Source organism: Candidatus Erwinia haradaeae, assembly GCF_900698885.1.
GTDB lineage: Bacteria > Pseudomonadota > Gammaproteobacteria > Enterobacterales > Enterobacteriaceae > Erwinia_E > Erwinia_E haradaeae_H.
In genome coordinates this window covers 235,427-253,677 of sequence record NZ_LR217705.1, presented here as the reverse complement: position 1 = coordinate 253,677, position 18,251 = coordinate 235,427, and the positions used below count along the sequence as shown (strand labels likewise).

10 protein-coding genes are annotated in these 18,251 nt (G+C 30.4%); all 10 read left to right on the top strand.

Annotation, left to right across the window (positions count from 1 at the left end):
* Positions 1-1,398 precede the first annotated feature (1,398 nt).
* The 10 genes from waaA to rpsI all read left to right on the top strand — a co-directional run bounded on the left by waaA (position 1,399) and on the right by rpsI (position 17,797).
* A complete protein-coding gene (gene waaA / locus ERCISPPS3390_RS00745; protein ID WP_197094958.1) occupies positions 1,399-2,676 on the top strand; it encodes a lipid IV(A) 3-deoxy-D-manno-octulosonic acid transferase in 1,278 nt (425 codons plus the stop codon).
* A complete protein-coding gene (locus ERCISPPS3390_RS00740) occupies positions 2,677-3,450 on the top strand; it encodes a glycosyltransferase family 2 protein (RefSeq protein WP_197094957.1) in 774 nt (257 codons plus the stop codon).
* Positions 3,450-3,944, top strand: coding sequence for a pantetheine-phosphate adenylyltransferase (coaD, locus tag ERCISPPS3390_RS00735; RefSeq protein ID WP_197094956.1), 495 nt, complete (start codon positions 3,450-3,452; stop codon positions 3,942-3,944). The genes ERCISPPS3390_RS00740 and coaD overlap by 1 nt, the downstream gene beginning before the upstream one ends.
* 1,726 nt (positions 3,945-5,670) lie before the next feature.
* Positions 5,671-7,077, top strand: coding sequence for an NADP-dependent phosphogluconate dehydrogenase (gndA, locus tag ERCISPPS3390_RS00730; protein ID WP_197094955.1), 1,407 nt, complete (start codon positions 5,671-5,673; stop codon positions 7,075-7,077).
* Between the two features lie 1,866 nt (positions 7,078-8,943).
* Positions 8,944-11,229, top strand: coding sequence for a class 1a ribonucleoside-diphosphate reductase subunit alpha (nrdA, locus tag ERCISPPS3390_RS00725; RefSeq protein WP_197094954.1), 2,286 nt, complete (start codon positions 8,944-8,946; stop codon positions 11,227-11,229).
* A gap of 65 nt (positions 11,230-11,294) precedes the next feature.
* Positions 11,295-12,428: a class Ia ribonucleoside-diphosphate reductase subunit beta gene (nrdB, locus tag ERCISPPS3390_RS00720; protein WP_197094953.1), complete on the top strand. Its 1,134-nt coding sequence runs from the start codon at positions 11,295-11,297 to the stop codon at positions 12,426-12,428.
* 4 nt (positions 12,429-12,432) lie between these two features.
* Positions 12,433-12,702, top strand: a complete 270-nt coding sequence (gene yfaE / locus ERCISPPS3390_RS00715; protein WP_197094952.1) for a class I ribonucleotide reductase maintenance protein YfaE — start codon at positions 12,433-12,435, stop codon at positions 12,700-12,702.
* Between the two features lie 450 nt (positions 12,703-13,152).
* Complete coding sequence (thiI, locus tag ERCISPPS3390_RS00710) at positions 13,153-13,461, top strand: thiazole biosynthesis protein (RefSeq protein WP_197094951.1); 309 nt, start codon at positions 13,153-13,155, stop codon at positions 13,459-13,461.
* 3,499 nt (positions 13,462-16,960) lie between these two features.
* Positions 16,961-17,389 carry a 50S ribosomal protein L13 gene (gene rplM / locus ERCISPPS3390_RS00705; RefSeq protein ID WP_197094950.1) on the top strand — a complete coding sequence of 143 codons (429 nt, stop codon included), beginning with the start codon at positions 16,961-16,963 and terminating at the stop codon, positions 17,387-17,389.
* A 15-nt stretch (positions 17,390-17,404) separates the two neighbouring features.
* Positions 17,405-17,797: a 30S ribosomal protein S9 gene (gene rpsI, locus ERCISPPS3390_RS00700; protein ID WP_197094949.1), complete on the top strand. Its 393-nt coding sequence runs from the start codon at positions 17,405-17,407 to the stop codon at positions 17,795-17,797.
* Positions 17,798-18,251: the final 454 nt, after the last annotated feature.

The following is an 18,251-nucleotide window of genomic DNA, read 5'->3' as shown; positions in this document are numbered from 1 at the left end:
GACTCATATTTTTAGTTTTTAGACTGATTTATTAAATAAAACTTTCCTAATAAAAATAAATATAAATAAAACTCTCATGTAAATATCATATAAATAATATGAATAAATAAAAACGACTAATACTAATATATTTTTTTGAAGCACTTTGAAAGTTTTAAAGAACAAAATTTAAAGAACAAAATTCTTAATGAAACAAGATGAGATAGATGAGGTGTAAACATTATACTTCAACCTGATATCTTAATATATTCCTGATATCTTAATATATTCCTGATATCTTAATATATTCCTGATATCTTAATATATTCCTGATATCTTAATATATTTTACTAAATTAGTTTGATTAACTTATTTTAAGATAATGCATGCAAATATTGAAGATTAAAGAATTTTATATTTAAATTTATACAACTTTTAAATAAGTTTTTAATTCAAATTTTATTACCTATTAATCGAACATTAATCGAGTAATTTTATACAAAACAAAACATTAGACAAATAGACATATAAATAGACATAGACATAGACATAGACATAGACATAGACATAGACATAGACATAGACAAGTGAGATCATTCTCATCATTGTAAAAATTACACATAACAGTTTATAAAATTTATAAAATAAAAAATAAAATTGTAAAATAAAAAATAAAAATTACTCTAGAAATTCTAATAAATTTAATTTCTATTTTCTATAGATAAACTAATAATTTTTATTTATTTTATTTCTTTTTAGAAAATATCTGTTATTTTATTTTTTTTTTCTAAACGTCTGGCCTAAATATAGATATATTACAAAGATGTAAGCTATAAAGTATATAAATCATGTAAAAATAATAATACATTACTATATGTATTCATCTATTATTATAATATTTGATATACAAAAAAATCATGTTAATAATCTTAATCTTAATCTTAATCTTAATCTTAATCTTATTATAATTATAAATTATAAAGTTAACTATTAGATTCAATTAATATTTAATGAATAAAAATCTATCTAAAATCTATCTAAATAGATATTTAATTTTTTTATTAATACTCACTTAAATATTTTTATATTAATTGACAATAGACAATATAGAGAATAAAATATAAAATTATACATATAATTTCTTCGTGACATTCTAAGATAGGCAAAAAGGTTATATGATATCCTTGTGCCCAGCTCTCAACTAAAATAAAATAATATATTTAATTGATTTTTTAAATCAGAATTACAGACCTATTAGAAGTATAGAGTAAGAATAGTAGGAATAGCTTTCTATACTGACTGCCACTTATTTATTTTTTACTTCTATTTTACTTCTAAAATCTAATAACTTCTAAAATTTAATAAATATACCCCCAATCAACTTATCATCCTTTCTGCCCTAAGAAGACAAGTGACATCATGCTTACTATTTATACAGCTTTTCTATATTTTCTTCAACCTATTATCTGGGTACGTCTCTGGCTCCGTGGACGAAACTCCGCTGCTTATCGCCAACGGTGGGGAGAGAGATACGGATTCTGCGCAGGAAAAGTGAAAGCGCAAGGTATCTTGCTTCATGCGGTATCCGTTGGTGAAACATTCACTGCAATTCCACTTATACGAGAACTCAATCGTCGTTATCCAAAGCTACCTATTGTCATCACCACCATGACGCCAACCGGCTCAGATCTTGCTGTATCTTCTCTTGGAAAAATGATTTCTCATGTATACTTACCGTATGATCTTCCTGGAGTCATGAACCGTTTTTTGGATGTTATTCGCCCAAAATTAGTGATAGTAATGGAGACCGAGCTTTGGCCGAATATGATCACATTATTATATACTCGTCACATTCCCCTCATCATAGCTAATGCCCGTTTATCAGAGCACTCGGCTAAAATGTATAAAATATTTGGCACCTTTACAAAATCCCTATTTCAGCGCATTACTCTAGTTGCCGCCCAGAGCAAAGAAGATAGCGAACGTTTTATTAATCTAGGTGTAAAACAATCTCACATAGTAGTTACAGGCAGTTTAAAGTTTGATGTTACTATCACACCAGAACTAACTAAAAAAGCTATACAGCTGCGGAGTAATTGGCTACTTAACAAGAGATCTGTATGGATTGCCGCAAGCACCCATCATGGCGAAGAGCAAATAATCTTAAAGGCACACTCTAAACTGCTTAAACGCTTTCCAGACCTTTTATTAATTTTAGCACCCAGACATCCAGAACGTTTTTCCAGCATTCATTGTTTAACTCAACAACACCATTTACGGTTTATTTCACGTAGCAATGGTCAAACACCTTCCGATAGCACACAAGTGGTAATTGGAGATACCATGGGTGAACTAATGTTATTATATGCTATTTCAGATCTAGCATTTGTTGGCGGTAGTTTAGTTAAACATGGCGGTCATAACCCATTGGAACCTGCAGCGCATACCATTCCAATATTAATGGGTCCACACACCTTTAATTTCAAAGAGATTTGCAAGCTCTTGCAACGAAGCAATGCTTTAATTACTGTTAGTGATGCTGAATCATTAAGCAATGAAATTGCCGCATTGCTCACTAATACAAACTATCGCCTCAATTCTGGATTATATGCACACAATGTCCTACGTAAAAACAAAGGTGCATTAAAACATTTACTAAAATTAATTAACCCTTACCTTTCGCAAGAAGATGATTGAATGCAACAAATACAAAAAATCTCGGTAGTAATTATCACTCATAATTCAGAAGAAGTACTAGTTAAATGCCTAGAATCAGTAAATTGGGCAGATGAAATTATTCTTTTAGATTTTAAAAGTAGTGATCAAACTCTAGATATTGCCGTTCGTTACGGAGTTACGGTTTATCACTCTAACGTATGGTATGGCTATGGTAAGCAGAGACAGATTGCACAAAATTATGCTACTTATGGAATGATTTTAATGATTGATAGCGATGAGCGAGTAACGCCAGAGTTACAGAAATCAATTAATTTAATACTAAAAAAACCGCCAGAAAAAATCGTATACAGTATAGCACGGTGTAATCTATTTCTCGGAAGAGCTATGCGACATGGTGGGTGGTACCCAGATCGTGTAATCCGTTTATATCCATCCTTTTGTGTCTATAATGACAACTTAGTTCATGAATCTTTAAATGTACCTGAAATACCTATTCAACCAATATATGGCGATTTATTACATATAACTAGTAGGGATTTTTGCGACTTTCAGTTTAAACAGTGTGCCTATGCCAAGGCTTGGGCTAAACAATGCTATCAACAAGATAAACATTATGGTATAATAAAAATTATTTACCACAGCTTATGGTCATTTATCAGAACATTAATAGTCCGTCGAAGTTTTTTAGATGGGACTCGGGGCTGGTTGCTAGCGATAGTTGTTTTTCAATATACTTTTAATAAATATGCTGCTCTATGGGCTCTTAATTGCACCTCTAGGGATAAAAACTAATGAGACAGAAAGCTATCTACCCTGGTACTTTTGATCCAATAACCAATGGTCATCTTGATATAGTTACACGAGCGGCAAGAATATTTGAAAAGATCATTCTTGCAATCGCAGATAATCCGAAAAAAAAGACAATGTTCTCTCTTCAAGAAAGAGAAAGCCTAGCACAAGAAACAGTCAAACATCTTCCAAATATATCAGTAATAAAATATAGTAATTTATTAGTAAACTTTGCTAAAGAACAAAAAATTCAGATAATTATTCGCGGTTTGCGAACAATATCTGATTTAGAATATGAAAGAAAAATAGCTGCCATAAATCATTTATTAGCTCCTGATATAGAAAGTGTTTTTTTTATGACAACCACAGAACATGCTTATCTTTCCTCATCCTTAATTAAAGAGGTAGCTCAACATGGTGCCGATGTGCAAAAACTTTTACCAATGCCGGTACATCAAGCGTTGAAACTACGTCTTTGCATGAATATAGATTGTTAAGAATATCGCATAAGCCCTAAAAAAACCTCCTTGTGAGCCTTCTTAACATTACATAATAAAATATTTAGTCTAATTAATTAATGGGCATATTTTTATATATATGCTAAAAATAATTATTCTATTTTAATTTAATGTAAGTGATATCAGCACTAAAAGACATCTTATAGATAGAACTAGCTGCACAGCATCTAATACACAGAAGCAGATGATTCATAACTAATAATTATTATTTTAATTCTTGTAATAACACTATAGATAATCATGACCAAATCACTATTTTTCATCATTGTTATAGAACGCATATATATTATTAATAAGCAGTATCAATAGTTAAAATTACATCACGATTCAAAGACGCTCCCACTATAAATAAAAATCTCTATCAAGAGATAACACAAAAAACTGCGTAAAAATATATTCTGTAAAAAAACTCTAATGACGGAATCAATTTTTATTTTTAGTGAATAATGAATATCCTAATTTTAGTTCACTCAAAGACCTACATTTTATCTTAAAACTTAAAAAACTAAACATAAGAATTATAATTTCATAATAAATTATTAAAAATTATTAATTGCGTTTAAATAACACTCTGTAATTATGATGAACACTATATTAGTTGTTTCTAGTATTGATATTTTATTGATATTTACCCAAAAACATAACATATATAACGTAATATATTTTACCTCCTTTTAATAATGACTATTTTCTATATTCATAAAAAAATAAAAAATATAAGCTGTAATATCTATTATAGATAAAAGCAATTGACAATATTAAAAAATATCTTTTAATGAATCCACTTTGTAAAATAAACCTCAGTTTAGCGTCACTAGGTCTATCTATAGTAGAGTATATTGAAGGTATTCCTATTTACACAAAGATATAGTACATCTTTGGATTAATTTTTAGGAACACATAAATTTCAGCTCATTATTTATACTGTGTGATATAAAACCTCTGAAACCGTTATAGATGCATATCTTTATTATTTTTTATAATATTATTATAATGCATTTAGTTAGCCTCATTATACTATCCTCATATAACATCATAAATAATAATTCTTACTACAGTATTATAAAGATACTAATGTTGTTTAAAGAAATTAACTAAAAAATTAAACTACTTATCAGATTTACTCACACTTATAGACACTGAATATCTTTAATCTGATAGCCATTTAAAATGTCACTGACAATAAAAATATAGACGTCAACCTAGAAATAGATTATGATTATTTTTTACCATTACGTTAAGTATACACGGTATAGAAGTATCTAATTTATAACTTTAGTTCTAAATTAGAGATGATTTTTCTTTTTTAAAAAAATATTTAAATTACCATAATATCTACTTGAATCTATTACCTAGCTGCTGCTATCTAAAATTCAAAAACTGTCAATATATGTCTATATAATATTAGAGATAGGTAAATAGATAGATAGACACCAACCTTACGATAATTTAGTCTTCTCTAAACAAAAAAAAATTCCCTTACTAATAGATACATATTTATTGTTTATTCATGATAAAATACATATTCATGAAAAATATATATTTACGAAAGATCTTAATATGTATTATTGTTCATTGTTTCCTGCATATACTTTCTTATAATCATACATTTATTCACTACAAATTACACAATTACCTGTTGTTATTGAATATAAAAAAATGTAAACAAAAACTTCTCAAAAATAATTTATGATAGGAGGATGCCATGTCAAAACAACAGATTGGTGTGATAGGTATGGCAGTCATGGGGCGTAATTTAGCTCTTAATCTTGGAAATCAAGGTTATTTGGTTTCTGTATTCAATCGATCTGATGCAATAACCAATGCGTTTCTTGAAAAAAATCAAACCAATATGCTAGTACCGTACTATACAATACAGGATTTTGCTCGCTCCCTAGAAAAGCCGCGATGCATAATGTTAATGATAAAAGCCGGCAAAGCCACTGACGCGACTATTTCATCATTGATTCCCTATCTGAATGCAGGTGATATTCTCATCGATGGTGGTAACACATTTTATAAAGATACCATAAGACGCCAGAATGAACTCTCTAAGAAAAACTTATATTTGATTGGGACTGGAGTGTCTGGTGGTGAAAGAGGAGCCTTAATTGGGCCATCCTTCATGCCAGGAGGCCATAAAGAAGCGTACGCGATTATAGAGCCAATATTAACTAAGATTTCAGCTATATCTGAAGGCAAAGCCTGTATTTCTTACATAGGGCCAGATGGTTCTGGTCATTATGTAAAAATGGTGCACAATGGTATTGAATATGGTGATATGCAGCTTATTTCAGAAGCATATTCTCTTCTAAAGGGTCCGCTAAATTTAAATAATGAAACTTTATCTCAAATATTTAGCGCTTGGAATAAAGGTGAGTTAAGCAGTTACTTAATTGATATCACTAAAGATATCCTGAGGAAAAAAGATGAAGATGGTAATTATATCCTAGATTCTATCTTAGACGAAGCGAATCATAAAGGTACAGGGCAGTGGACTAGTCAAAGTGCATTAGACCTTAATGAGCCAGTATCATTAATTACTGCATCAGTATTTGCCCGTTATCTATCCTTATTAAAAGATCAACGAATAGAAGCATCCAAAGTGCTATCCGGACCTAAGCTACAAACAATAAACATGAACAAAGAAGAATATATTGAAACAGTGCGTAAAGCACTTTATCTTGGAAAAATAATTTCCTATGCTCAAGGATTTTCCCAACTAAAAGCTGCATCTATAAAATATAACTGGCAGCTCAAATATGGTGAAATCGCAAAAATATTCCGCGCAGGCTGCATTATTCGCGCGCAACTACTTCAAAAAATTACTGACGCTTATGAAGAAAACGCAAACATTTCCAATCTAATTTTAGCTCCTTACTTTGAAGACATTGCAAATAAATACCAAAAATCACTACGTGATATAGTAGCTTATGCAGTTTTAAACGGTATACCAGCGCCTGCATTTTCTGCTGCTATTGCTTATTATGATAGTTATCGTACAAAAAAACTACCTGCTAATTTGATTCAAGCGCAACGCGACTACTTTGGTGCTCATACTTATAAAAGAATAGATAAACGCGGAATCTTTCATACAGAATGGATTATGTGATTCATATCAAATAAATAATCCTCAGAGCTTCCTGATAGAACTTCTGAGGACCAAATCAATATCGTTTAACATCGAATTATGAAATAACATCAACAATAAAGCGATGTCTATTGTTATTCTTTATTGTGATCAATTAAGACACACTAATAATAACTTAATTCTGATAAAAAAGAATTTTGTCTTATACCGAGATCATGCGATCAATACTGTATTGTTGCACAATAAAAAGCTATAAAAAGCTATAAAAAGTTGAATGTGATAAATAATTGAATAGATATGGGATCCGATCAGTATGTACTGATAGTTTTTATCTACTTTAATTAGATCTACTTTAAATATTATAATGCAAACAAGATATAGTTTTGCAATAAAAATAAAATATATAAAAATAAAAACAGTGTCGTTTTTCTAGTCTCGAATAATTAAAAAAGTATGATATCACCTTTTACTATTGATTCCGTCAACTATAGAGCCCTTTCAAAATAAACGACTTCACGCTGATCATGCGTGAGAAAAAAGTCATACAACCGATAAAATTTTTTTTACTCAAACTGCAAAATGATTTAGTCCTATAGATACAAGAAACAATCAGCTCATAACGTATGAATGACCACTTTCAATCTATCTTAGTGAAGAGTATAGATAAAATAAGTTAGTAAAAATAAATATTTTTCCTACTTTCATACTGATGTACTGGCATAGTATATACTTTAATAACAAATATTTATTTATTAAATACATATAGGTGCAAACTATTAGCGCCAAAACATGACATAGAAATCAGCTATGCTTTATCACCATCCATCAATTACTTACAGGATCATGACATATAAGAGAGCACACAAAAAAACAAAAATCATGATAATGTATGATTTTACAAGACACTTCTCCTCTTTAAAAATATGCTATGCATATATACTCAAGATATAAGATAATACATTTAGTTAATTTATACATTGATGTAACATAAAATATGATCTAATGACTTAAGTCAAAACAGATAATAACATTATGCGCATTCACTAACTCTAAGTCTTATCAAGACAATATCAATGGGTGTTGCCATAATAAGGAAAATAATAGTAAAAATATAAAAATAATTTTAAATAAAGCTTTATAATATATATTAATAATAACCATATTTAACTAAGCAAGCGATTTTTATATGGTACATATTATTATATGTATAAAATGATTACATATTAATTAGACTATTACGTTATGCGAATAACTTTTTTCTAAAACTAGGTGAATAGTCAGCACCACTTACTTCTACAAATTAAAAAACTAATAATATACAGTAATGCTACATCTTACAGCACGCATGTACTGTAAAGGTATCTTGTCTTAATCTGAACTTGACTGCTTAGGTTATAGTAAAGCAATTGTCAAGATCTGCAGATTAATCGTCAAATTCTGAAAATGGCGACAATACAGTAATTAGGTAATATTTAAACTACATACGAATATCCGCCTAATGGTTTAATGAATCACCCGTATTAGCACTACCATATGTATCAATACTACTTACCTGTAGCTCTACAGTAATAGCTAACATGCATCGCGATAGTAAAACATACGCTATCCTATAATAACTCCCAAGCATAACAACTTTCAGGAGGTAAGAGCTAAAATTTGCACACGTTTCGTTTCGTTTAAAGATCCAGCCTCGTTCAGCAAGCTAGGACTATAAGCCTACTAATTATTATAGTATATAATTATATATTTTATTATATATGATTATCCGTTGTGGTTAAAACTACCACCACTCCCATCCTATATGTAACATTGATCAACAAGGTAACTACAAAGATCTATCTGTATAGGACTATAGGAATTATTTGTTAAAGATAGGTAAAGCCCGACATGAATCAGAGTCTTTTTGTAACTAAACGCGATGGCCGAACTGAGCGTATCGATCTAGAAAAAATACACCGCGTACTCAACTGGGCAGCAGAAAATCTACATAATGTCTCTGTATCTCAGGTAGAATTGTGTTCTCGTATCCAATTTTACCCAGGTATCCGCACATTTGATATTCATGAAACCATCATCAAATCAGCTGCTGATCTTATCTCAGCAGATGCACCTGATTACCAATACATGGCCGCACGTCTAGCTATTTTTCATTTGCGAAAAAAAGCATATGGTCAATTTGAACCGCCTAAGCTCATTGATCAAGTGACACGCATGGTATCTATGGGAAAATATGACGCCCATCTTTTAACAGACTACAGTTTAGATGAATTTGAAAAAATGGATAACTTTATTGATCACTGGCGTGATATGAACTTTTCCTATGCCGCGGTAAAGCAACTAGAAGGAAAATATCTCGTTCAAAACCGTATTAACGGTGATATCTATGAAAGCGCTCAGTTCTTATATATCTTAGTATCCGCTTGCTTATTTTCTAGTTATCCCAATAGCACTCGTCTAGATTATATTAAACGTTTTTATGATGCTATCTCAACTTTTAAGATTTCATTACCCACACCAATTATGTCTGGAGTTCGTACCCCAACACGACAATTTAGCTCTTGTGTCCTTATTGAGTGCGACGATAGTCTAGATTCGATAAATGCCACTGCTAGTGCTATCGTTAAGTATGTATCCCAACGCGCTGGAATTGGTATTAATGCTGGTCGTATTCGTGCTTTAGGTAGCCCTATACGTGGAGGAGAAGCTTTTCATACTGGATGTATCCCATTTTATAAACATTTTCAGAGCGCGGTAAAATCCTGCTCACAGGGAGGCGTGCGTGGCGGCGCTGCTACTCTATTTTACCCTATGTGGCATCAAGAAGTAGAAAGTCTTTTAGTTCTAAAAAATAACCGCGGCGTAGAAGATAACCGGGTGCGTCATATCGATTATGGCATACAACTAAATAAATTAATGTATCAACGATTACTTCAAGGTGAAGATATTACTTTATTTAGTACATCAGATGTACCAGGACTCTATGATGCGTTTTTTGCTAACCAAGATGAGTTTGAGAGACTCTATACCCAATATGAGAGAGATGCAAACATCCGAAAACAACGCATTAAAGCAGTCCAGCTTTTTTCGTTAATGATGCAAGAACGCGCCTCCACTGGTCGAATCTATATTCAAAATGTTGATCACTGTAACACTCATAGTCCTTTTAATCCCACGATTGCACCAGTACGTCAATCAAATCTATGTCTTGAAATTACTCTTCCAACCAAACCACTTCAAAATATAAACGATGAAAATGGAGAGATTGCGTTATGCACTCTATCTGCGTTTAACCTTGGTGTAATTGACAATCTCGATGATCTGCAAGAACTAGCAACACTAGCGGTACGAGCACTTGATGCGTTACTAGACTACCAGAATTACCCTATTCCTGCAGCTAAACGTGGCGCCATGGGACGACGTACTCTTGGTATTGGTGTGATTAATTATGCGTACTACTTAGCAAAACACAGAGTTCGTTATTCTGATAGTAGTGCCAATGTATTAACACACCAAGCATTTGAAGCAATTCAATACTGGTTATTAAAAGCATCTAACGAACTTGCTATTGAACAAGGCGCTTGCCCATGGTTTGCAGAAACAACTTACGCTCAAGGTATTATGCCAATTGATACTTATAAAAAAGATCTAGATACTATCTGTAATACCCCCCTATTACTTGATTGGGAAGGTTTACGTCAATCAGTAAAAACTTACGGTCTTCGTAACTCAACACTTTCAGCGGTTATGCCAACAGAAACGTCTTCACAAATTTCTAATGCATCCAATGGAATTGAGCCACCTCGAGGTCATGTCAGCATAAAAGTCTCAAAAGATGGAATCCTTCGCCAAGTTATACCAGAGTATGAACGCCTTAAAGATTATTACGAGTTGCTCTGGGATATACCAAATAATGATGGATATCTGCAGCTCGTTGGTGTAATGCAAAAATTCATTGATCAAGCAATTTCATCGAATACACATTATGATCCGATGCGATTTATAAATGGCAAAGTACCTATGAAACAACTTTTAAAAGATTTACTAACGGCGTATAAATTTGGTATTAAAACACTATATTACCAAAATACCCGCGATGGAACAGAAGACTTAAAGGATGACTTTTTACCTGCTACGCCAGATGAAGACTGCGAAAGTGGTGCTTGTAAAATGTAACTGTTATTACAAAGGTAAATTTAGAAAAAAATTACGACTACTAGCTCAATGTTTTGGAATATAAAATGACTTATACAATCTTTTCTCAACATAAAAATAATCAGCTATTAGAGCCAATGTTTTTCGGTCAACCAGTGAATATTTCACGATTTGATCAGCAAAAATATCGAATATTTGAAAAACTCATAGAAAAACAGCTATCATTCTTCTGGAGACCAGAAGAAATCGATGTCTCACGTGACCGAATCGATTATCAGTCCCTGCCTGAACATGAAAAACATATCTTTATTAGCAACTTAAAATATCAGACACTATTAGACTCTATTCAAGGAAGGAGCCCAAATATTGCACTATTACCAATAATCTCAATTCCAGAGCTAGAAACATGGGTAGAAACATGGGCGTTTTTTGAAACAATTCACTCGCGTTCATATACTCACATTATTAGAAATATTGTTAATGAACCCGCACTAATATTTGACGATATTGTCACACACAAACAAATTTTATCGCGTGCTAAAGATATTTCTAAATACTATGATGATCTCATTCTCATGACAAATGCTTGGAATCTCTTAGGTGAAGGCGTGCACCAGATTAATCATTCCAGAACCATAAACGTCAATATACACCTATTAAAAAAACAATTATATCTTTGTTTAATGAGCGTCAATGCCCTAGAAGCTATCCGCTTCTATGTGAGCTTTGCTTGCTCATTTGCTTTTGCTGAACGTGAACTAATGGAAGGTAATGCTAAAATTATCAAGATGATCGCTCGTGATGAAGCACTTCATGTTACTGGAACTCAGTATATTTTAAACTTGCTTCGAAATGGCGATGACGATGCAGAAACAGCAGAAATAGCTAAAGAATGTCAACAACAATGTTATGATTTATTTTTTTTAGCAGCAAAACAAGAAAAAGAATGGGCTGAATATCTATTTAGAAACGGATCAATGATCGGTCTCAACAAAACCATTTTGTGCCAATATATTGAATACATCACCAATATTCGCATGAATGCTGTTGGTCTAGATCTACCTTTTAAAGCCCATTACAATCCAATTCCATGGATTAACTCTTGGCTAATCTCAGATAATGTACAAGCAGCTCCTCAAGAAGTAGAAGTAAGCTCATATCTAGTAGGCCAGATTGATTCTGAAGTTAATGCAGATGATTTTATTGATTACCGGCTATAATCTCATGCAAGAAACTATTATTACACTCAATCCTTCTGGTATAAAGTTAATATGGTGTGATCTACACCATAACCTTCTAACAACTCTAGAGTTACATCATATCTATTCTGCATACCAGTGCCGTGCAGGATATTGTGGCTTATGTCGTATACGCTTATTACGGGGCTTAGTAAAATATAGAACGCAGCCTCTTACTTTTGTCCGATCCGGTGAAATTCTCCCCTGTATATGTCACGTATGCAGTAATATTGAAATTGCAATACCTTATCAGTAACTATCTCTAATAGAGACCTGATTAATACATAAAAACGCATGCATAGATGCTTGTTTATGTGACCTCTTATATATCAACACAATAATAACTTATTTCAATTAATTTTTTAAATTAAAAGAATTACATAAAGTCGATATTATCAATTACTTTTATGAGTTCTCATGATACATGATGACAATCACAATATAGTAAGTTATTTTATGTAAAAATTTTAAAAACTGCCACTGCAGAAGAACTACTTGCATCCTAATTAGTTATAATTAAACTTTATAGAAGAAGAATTAACATGAAATTATAATGATAACTTTAAACTTTAATATTAAAAGAATGAGTATATGGATATATATAGCCATCAAACCAAAAAACTATTATAATATCGTTATCAAAAGAATATGAAGATTTCTCTTTCATAAATCTTAAGAAAATTATACTTCTCAATAGGAGAATCATATGATATACGCCTGTAAAACTATCATGCAGAAGGACCAGAATCTTAATAAAATAGAGCAAGTTTTTAAATACGATCAGAAATATATTGTTCTAGATATTCGCTCAAAAGATGAACAAGAAGACCAACCTTTAAAGCTTGCTAATTTTTTAGTAAAAACTTTACCATTCTATTATCTAGATAGCCAATTTAGCTCCTTAGATCAAAAAAAATCTTATCTTCTATATTGCAGTAATGGATTAATGAGTCGATTACAGATGCTTTTTTTACGTGAAAAAGGGTTTGACAATGTTTCAATCTATTTTACATAAATAAAATAGATAGGGTGTTAAAATATAAGATTGCTAAATAAAAATTTCACCAAACAAGATCTTTTTAATATCACTGTCTTAATGAGAGACCATGTCTCACAAAAAAACCATTTGAGTTAACTAATAAATTAGATACATCCATCGCATAAGTAATGCAAAACCAAAAAAAAGAAGAACAATTATAGCAATACTATCAAATCAGCTAGAAACACAGACAACTATAAAATCACAAACAAATATCTTATGGTATTAAAATTAACAACAATGTTGCTAAGTAAGTTTATATGTCTTTTCATATAAAAATACAGAACCTCCATAATCTCTCTTAGATATAGGTAGTAACACAGTAGATAATTAACACTTAATAAAATTTTCACACTGGATTAAATGCTTTTCTATAGGTTCTGTGCTTAAATTACTAAATATTTTTAAGATTCACCTGCTAATTAGATATTAGAAATTATATTATTTATTTTGATTCTAATATAATTTCTGATTACTAGATTTTACCCCTTTTTTTCCCTGCATTGTTTAAATAAAATACCTAGATAAATAATTATCTTACAAATTTTTAAAAAAAATAAATTTGATCTATTGAGGGTCTCATATAAAACTACCACAGAGATAGATTATTAGTAACAAATTCAAAACCAGTCCCATCTAGATCTGTTTCATGTCATTATTCGTTTATCTTGTGTTTTTATTTTTTTTTGTTTGCAATATTACGCTGGTACTATAATTCTTATAACTGCTTTATTTGATTCTAGAGAAACTTATATCTAACGTTTTCTATCTAAGATAGCGTGCGCAACGCCATTAAAAAATACGTTATCCTGCCTCATTAACAATTAAATATTAAATAATCATCGACACCTGCCTAACTATTGATATAATCTTTATAGATATATATATTATAAATAAGATTTCTCATACCTTGTAAACTAAGGTATCGTCAAGGATAGTGTCTATATTTATCATGGTACAATAATATTGTATTAATTATCTTAATAGCCCTGAATTATTATTCAGATCAATAGTTCCTGTTAATCGTCAAACTTAATTAATAACAAACACTTGATCTCTATAATCAACGTGGTACTAATGGGTCATAGGTAAATATTAGGCATGTTGTTATGATATAATAATCAAAAGTGTGCACCTATACTGCATTAATAAAAGGCACTGACATGACAAAATCATGCTTCATAATGAAATATTTATCACTGTATCTATCTGCTATATAATTTTGAAAGACTGTAAAGAGATCTAATATACATGCGCTTATATCCAAAGACAGATAATAAACTTATATAGATCTTTAGTGTTCTTTTTACGTATAATGCATTTGAAAAACTTAATCAAACAGCCGATTTACAGGACTAGTTTTATACACTTTTAGCGTAACTTTATAAAAGTATAAGAGCATATACAAATATATTAAAAACTCAGAGATTAAAAATACATAAAGATACACATAAAGATACAGTGATTATTAGATTAAGCATAATTAAACAAAATCACAGTCGGTCTTTTCAAGACTAGATTAACTTTCTGTTCTGTTAAAGCGATTCCGTCAATTCAAGCTCTAATAATAAAAATATATCATTTTTAAGCTAACATGCAGTAAAATTCTTCTATATTTTTTGCGAACTTAAGGAAATAAGACTAATAATAAGGCACGAATCTCTAATTTTAGAAATTAACTGAGATATACCAATATAGTATAAACATATAAGAATAAACCTTAAAACATATTTACCATCATACTAGTTTAAGTGATACCCTAATATTTTAAAAACATTACAATCAGCTATGTTCAACTAAAATAGTATATAAGATACTAATCTTATACATTGATTTGATGTTCATATAATCTCATTAAAAAATCATTCAAATATTAAAAAATTCATCATTGTTTACCACTATTAAATATTAACTCTAAACCCATGGTAAAAAACTTGTTATCACTATCCACACTATCTACGACTCTTGATTTTATAAACTCATCAACCTTATAAAGCTCAGTCATGTTTTGTCTTCTTTTATCTATGTTAACAACAATAATCAAAAATCATAATAACTACAGTAGTTATTTCATACTTATTAGATTTATGATTATAACAAATCCAGAATCTTATAGATTTTTACGCAATACGCATAATTGAATATTCTATATCAAGATATAGCTCTCTAATAAATGAAAAATTTCTAATACAACCAACCAATATAAAAAATTTTCATCAAATAATAATAAAGGTAACATTAAATTTAATCACCAGTGCCATATGATCAATAATATGTAATGTTACATATAAAAATCGTGTCAGCTATATCAGCTATATCAGCTATATCAGCTATATATTACAGATGGCTATAAGCCTTATTATATATTTTAATAGTATATATTTTTACTAGACGCTAGGAATAGCAATAGTACCAAATTAGTATATACGCTATCACATGATACATGCCAAACTAAAATCACAAGGTCTCAATTATATTTATCTATATAACTATAATTTTACGCATCTCAAGTGATTGATACGCTACTACAATATAATTGTTAAAATACCCCCTATAATAAGTCAATTAGCTTCAAAAGACTAAGAGAACGTTATTAGTCTCCGCACTGCATGTAAGATACACCCAAATTTTCTTAACTCTGGTGATAAAATTACTTGAGTAATCAAGAATAAGATTTATTATAAATTTTTTTCAAAAAAATAAACCACCATAAATCTATAAAAAGCTATTACCTCATATTATATTTATATTCCAGAAAAAATTTAGTAACATACTATCAACGTTACTCAGAATTAACGCAGTTCTTAAGATTAAATTGAGATTATCAAACACTAACATTACTATTAGTAAAATATCAAAAAATTAAAGCGTTAATAGTTACACCCAAAAAAAAAGATCAAATATGATTGTTTTGAGATAAATTTTCACACTTACAGATATTTAGAGATTATTTTATGTAAAAATATTATTTATAACAACTGACATCCAAGTATATAGTTCGCTCTATATACCCTTTCTTTAATACATTTGTATATAAAATACTCACCTAGAACCCTAAAGCAAGATGTTTAATCATATAAGATATAAAAATAAATAATACAAGGGGGCGAATATACACCTTAGTAACTGTTGTCTCATAATAAAATTTTTCGTCTTAAGAATAAAAATAGCGCTATGCTTGCTTCAAGTTTTCTTTTAAAAATAAATAGATAAAATTATCTATTAATCTCACTCTCACTAATCTCTTAAAAAAAACATTCGATTTTTATAAATTACTTCTTTATAATCTTGTAAATTAAGTATAATAATAAGTTTATTAAGCTTATAATGAAGATCTGCTGTACTCTATGACCTATGTGTCCAAAAGAAACAAAGGTGAAATCATTAATGTATTATATAGATTGATAAAATCTATAAAGATTTTAGCAACGCTTAGATTTTATCAATATACAATTTAACATGGATACGTATTTAGATGAGAACTTTTACAGCTAAGGCAGAATCGATCCAGCATAACTGGTATGTTGTTGATGCGGCATGTAAAACCTTGGGTCGTTTAGCAACAGAACTAGCCCTTCGATTACGTGGAAAACATAAAGCGGAGTATACTCCACATGTAGATACAGGTGATTATATTATAGTCCTCAATGCAAAAAAAATAGCTATAACTGGCAACAAACCCAATGATAAAATTTATTATCATTATACTGGACATATTGGTGGCATCAAAACACTAACTTTTTTAGAGATGATGAATCGTTACCCTGAAAAAGTAATTGAAATAGCAGTTAAAGGTATGCTACCAAAAGGTCCGTTAGGTCGTCAGATGTACAAAAAACTCAAAGTATATGCCGGTGATAAACATAAGCATACGGCACAAAAACCACAAGTTCTTGACATATAATTAGGATGTTAGAAAATGGTTGAGAATACAAACTATGGAACTGGTCGCCGAAAAAGCGCCTCTGCGCGTGTCTTTCTCAAGACAGGTAGCGGTGGTATCACCATTAACCAGCGTTCTTTAAAAGAGTACTTTAGTCGCAAAACTGCTTGCATGGTAGTTTGTCAGCCACTAGAACTATTAGACCTGGTAAATGCCTTTGATTTATATATTACCGTGAAAGGCGGAGGTATCTCAGGACAAGCAGGTGCTATTCGCCACGGTATTACACGAGCTTTAATAAAATACAATGAATCATTTCGTAGCGAATTACGTAAAGCAGGATTTGTAACACGAGACGCTCGACAGGTGGAGCGTAAAAAAGTTGGTTTTAGAAAGGCTCGTCGTCGTCCGCAATTTTCCAAACGATAACTTCTAAAATTATTAAAAATCTCACCCAGTGTTAAACGCTGGGTTTCTAGTTTTTAATAAAATAGTATCTTGATGAAATTATCATCATACACTTTCATTCTATAATTATATATTTGATATAGATTACAAGATCTGACTTAATAATAAGCGCCTATTTTATATATATTAATATGTATTGATATGTACATTAATATCTTCATATCAATACATATTGAATAACACATAAATTTAGCAACCTGCTAATCTGCTAATTTACTAACTAAAACAAAATAAAAAATAAAAAACCTAAAACTATTATAATTTTTCATCTCATATTGAAGTACATATGGTAGTCTCTACCATTTTAAGCTCTCTTATTTAATGCTACTGTTTTAACTTAACTGATTTTTTTTGAGTTATCAAATAAACATATACTAGTACGGGCATGTATAAACATTACTATATAGACAAATAA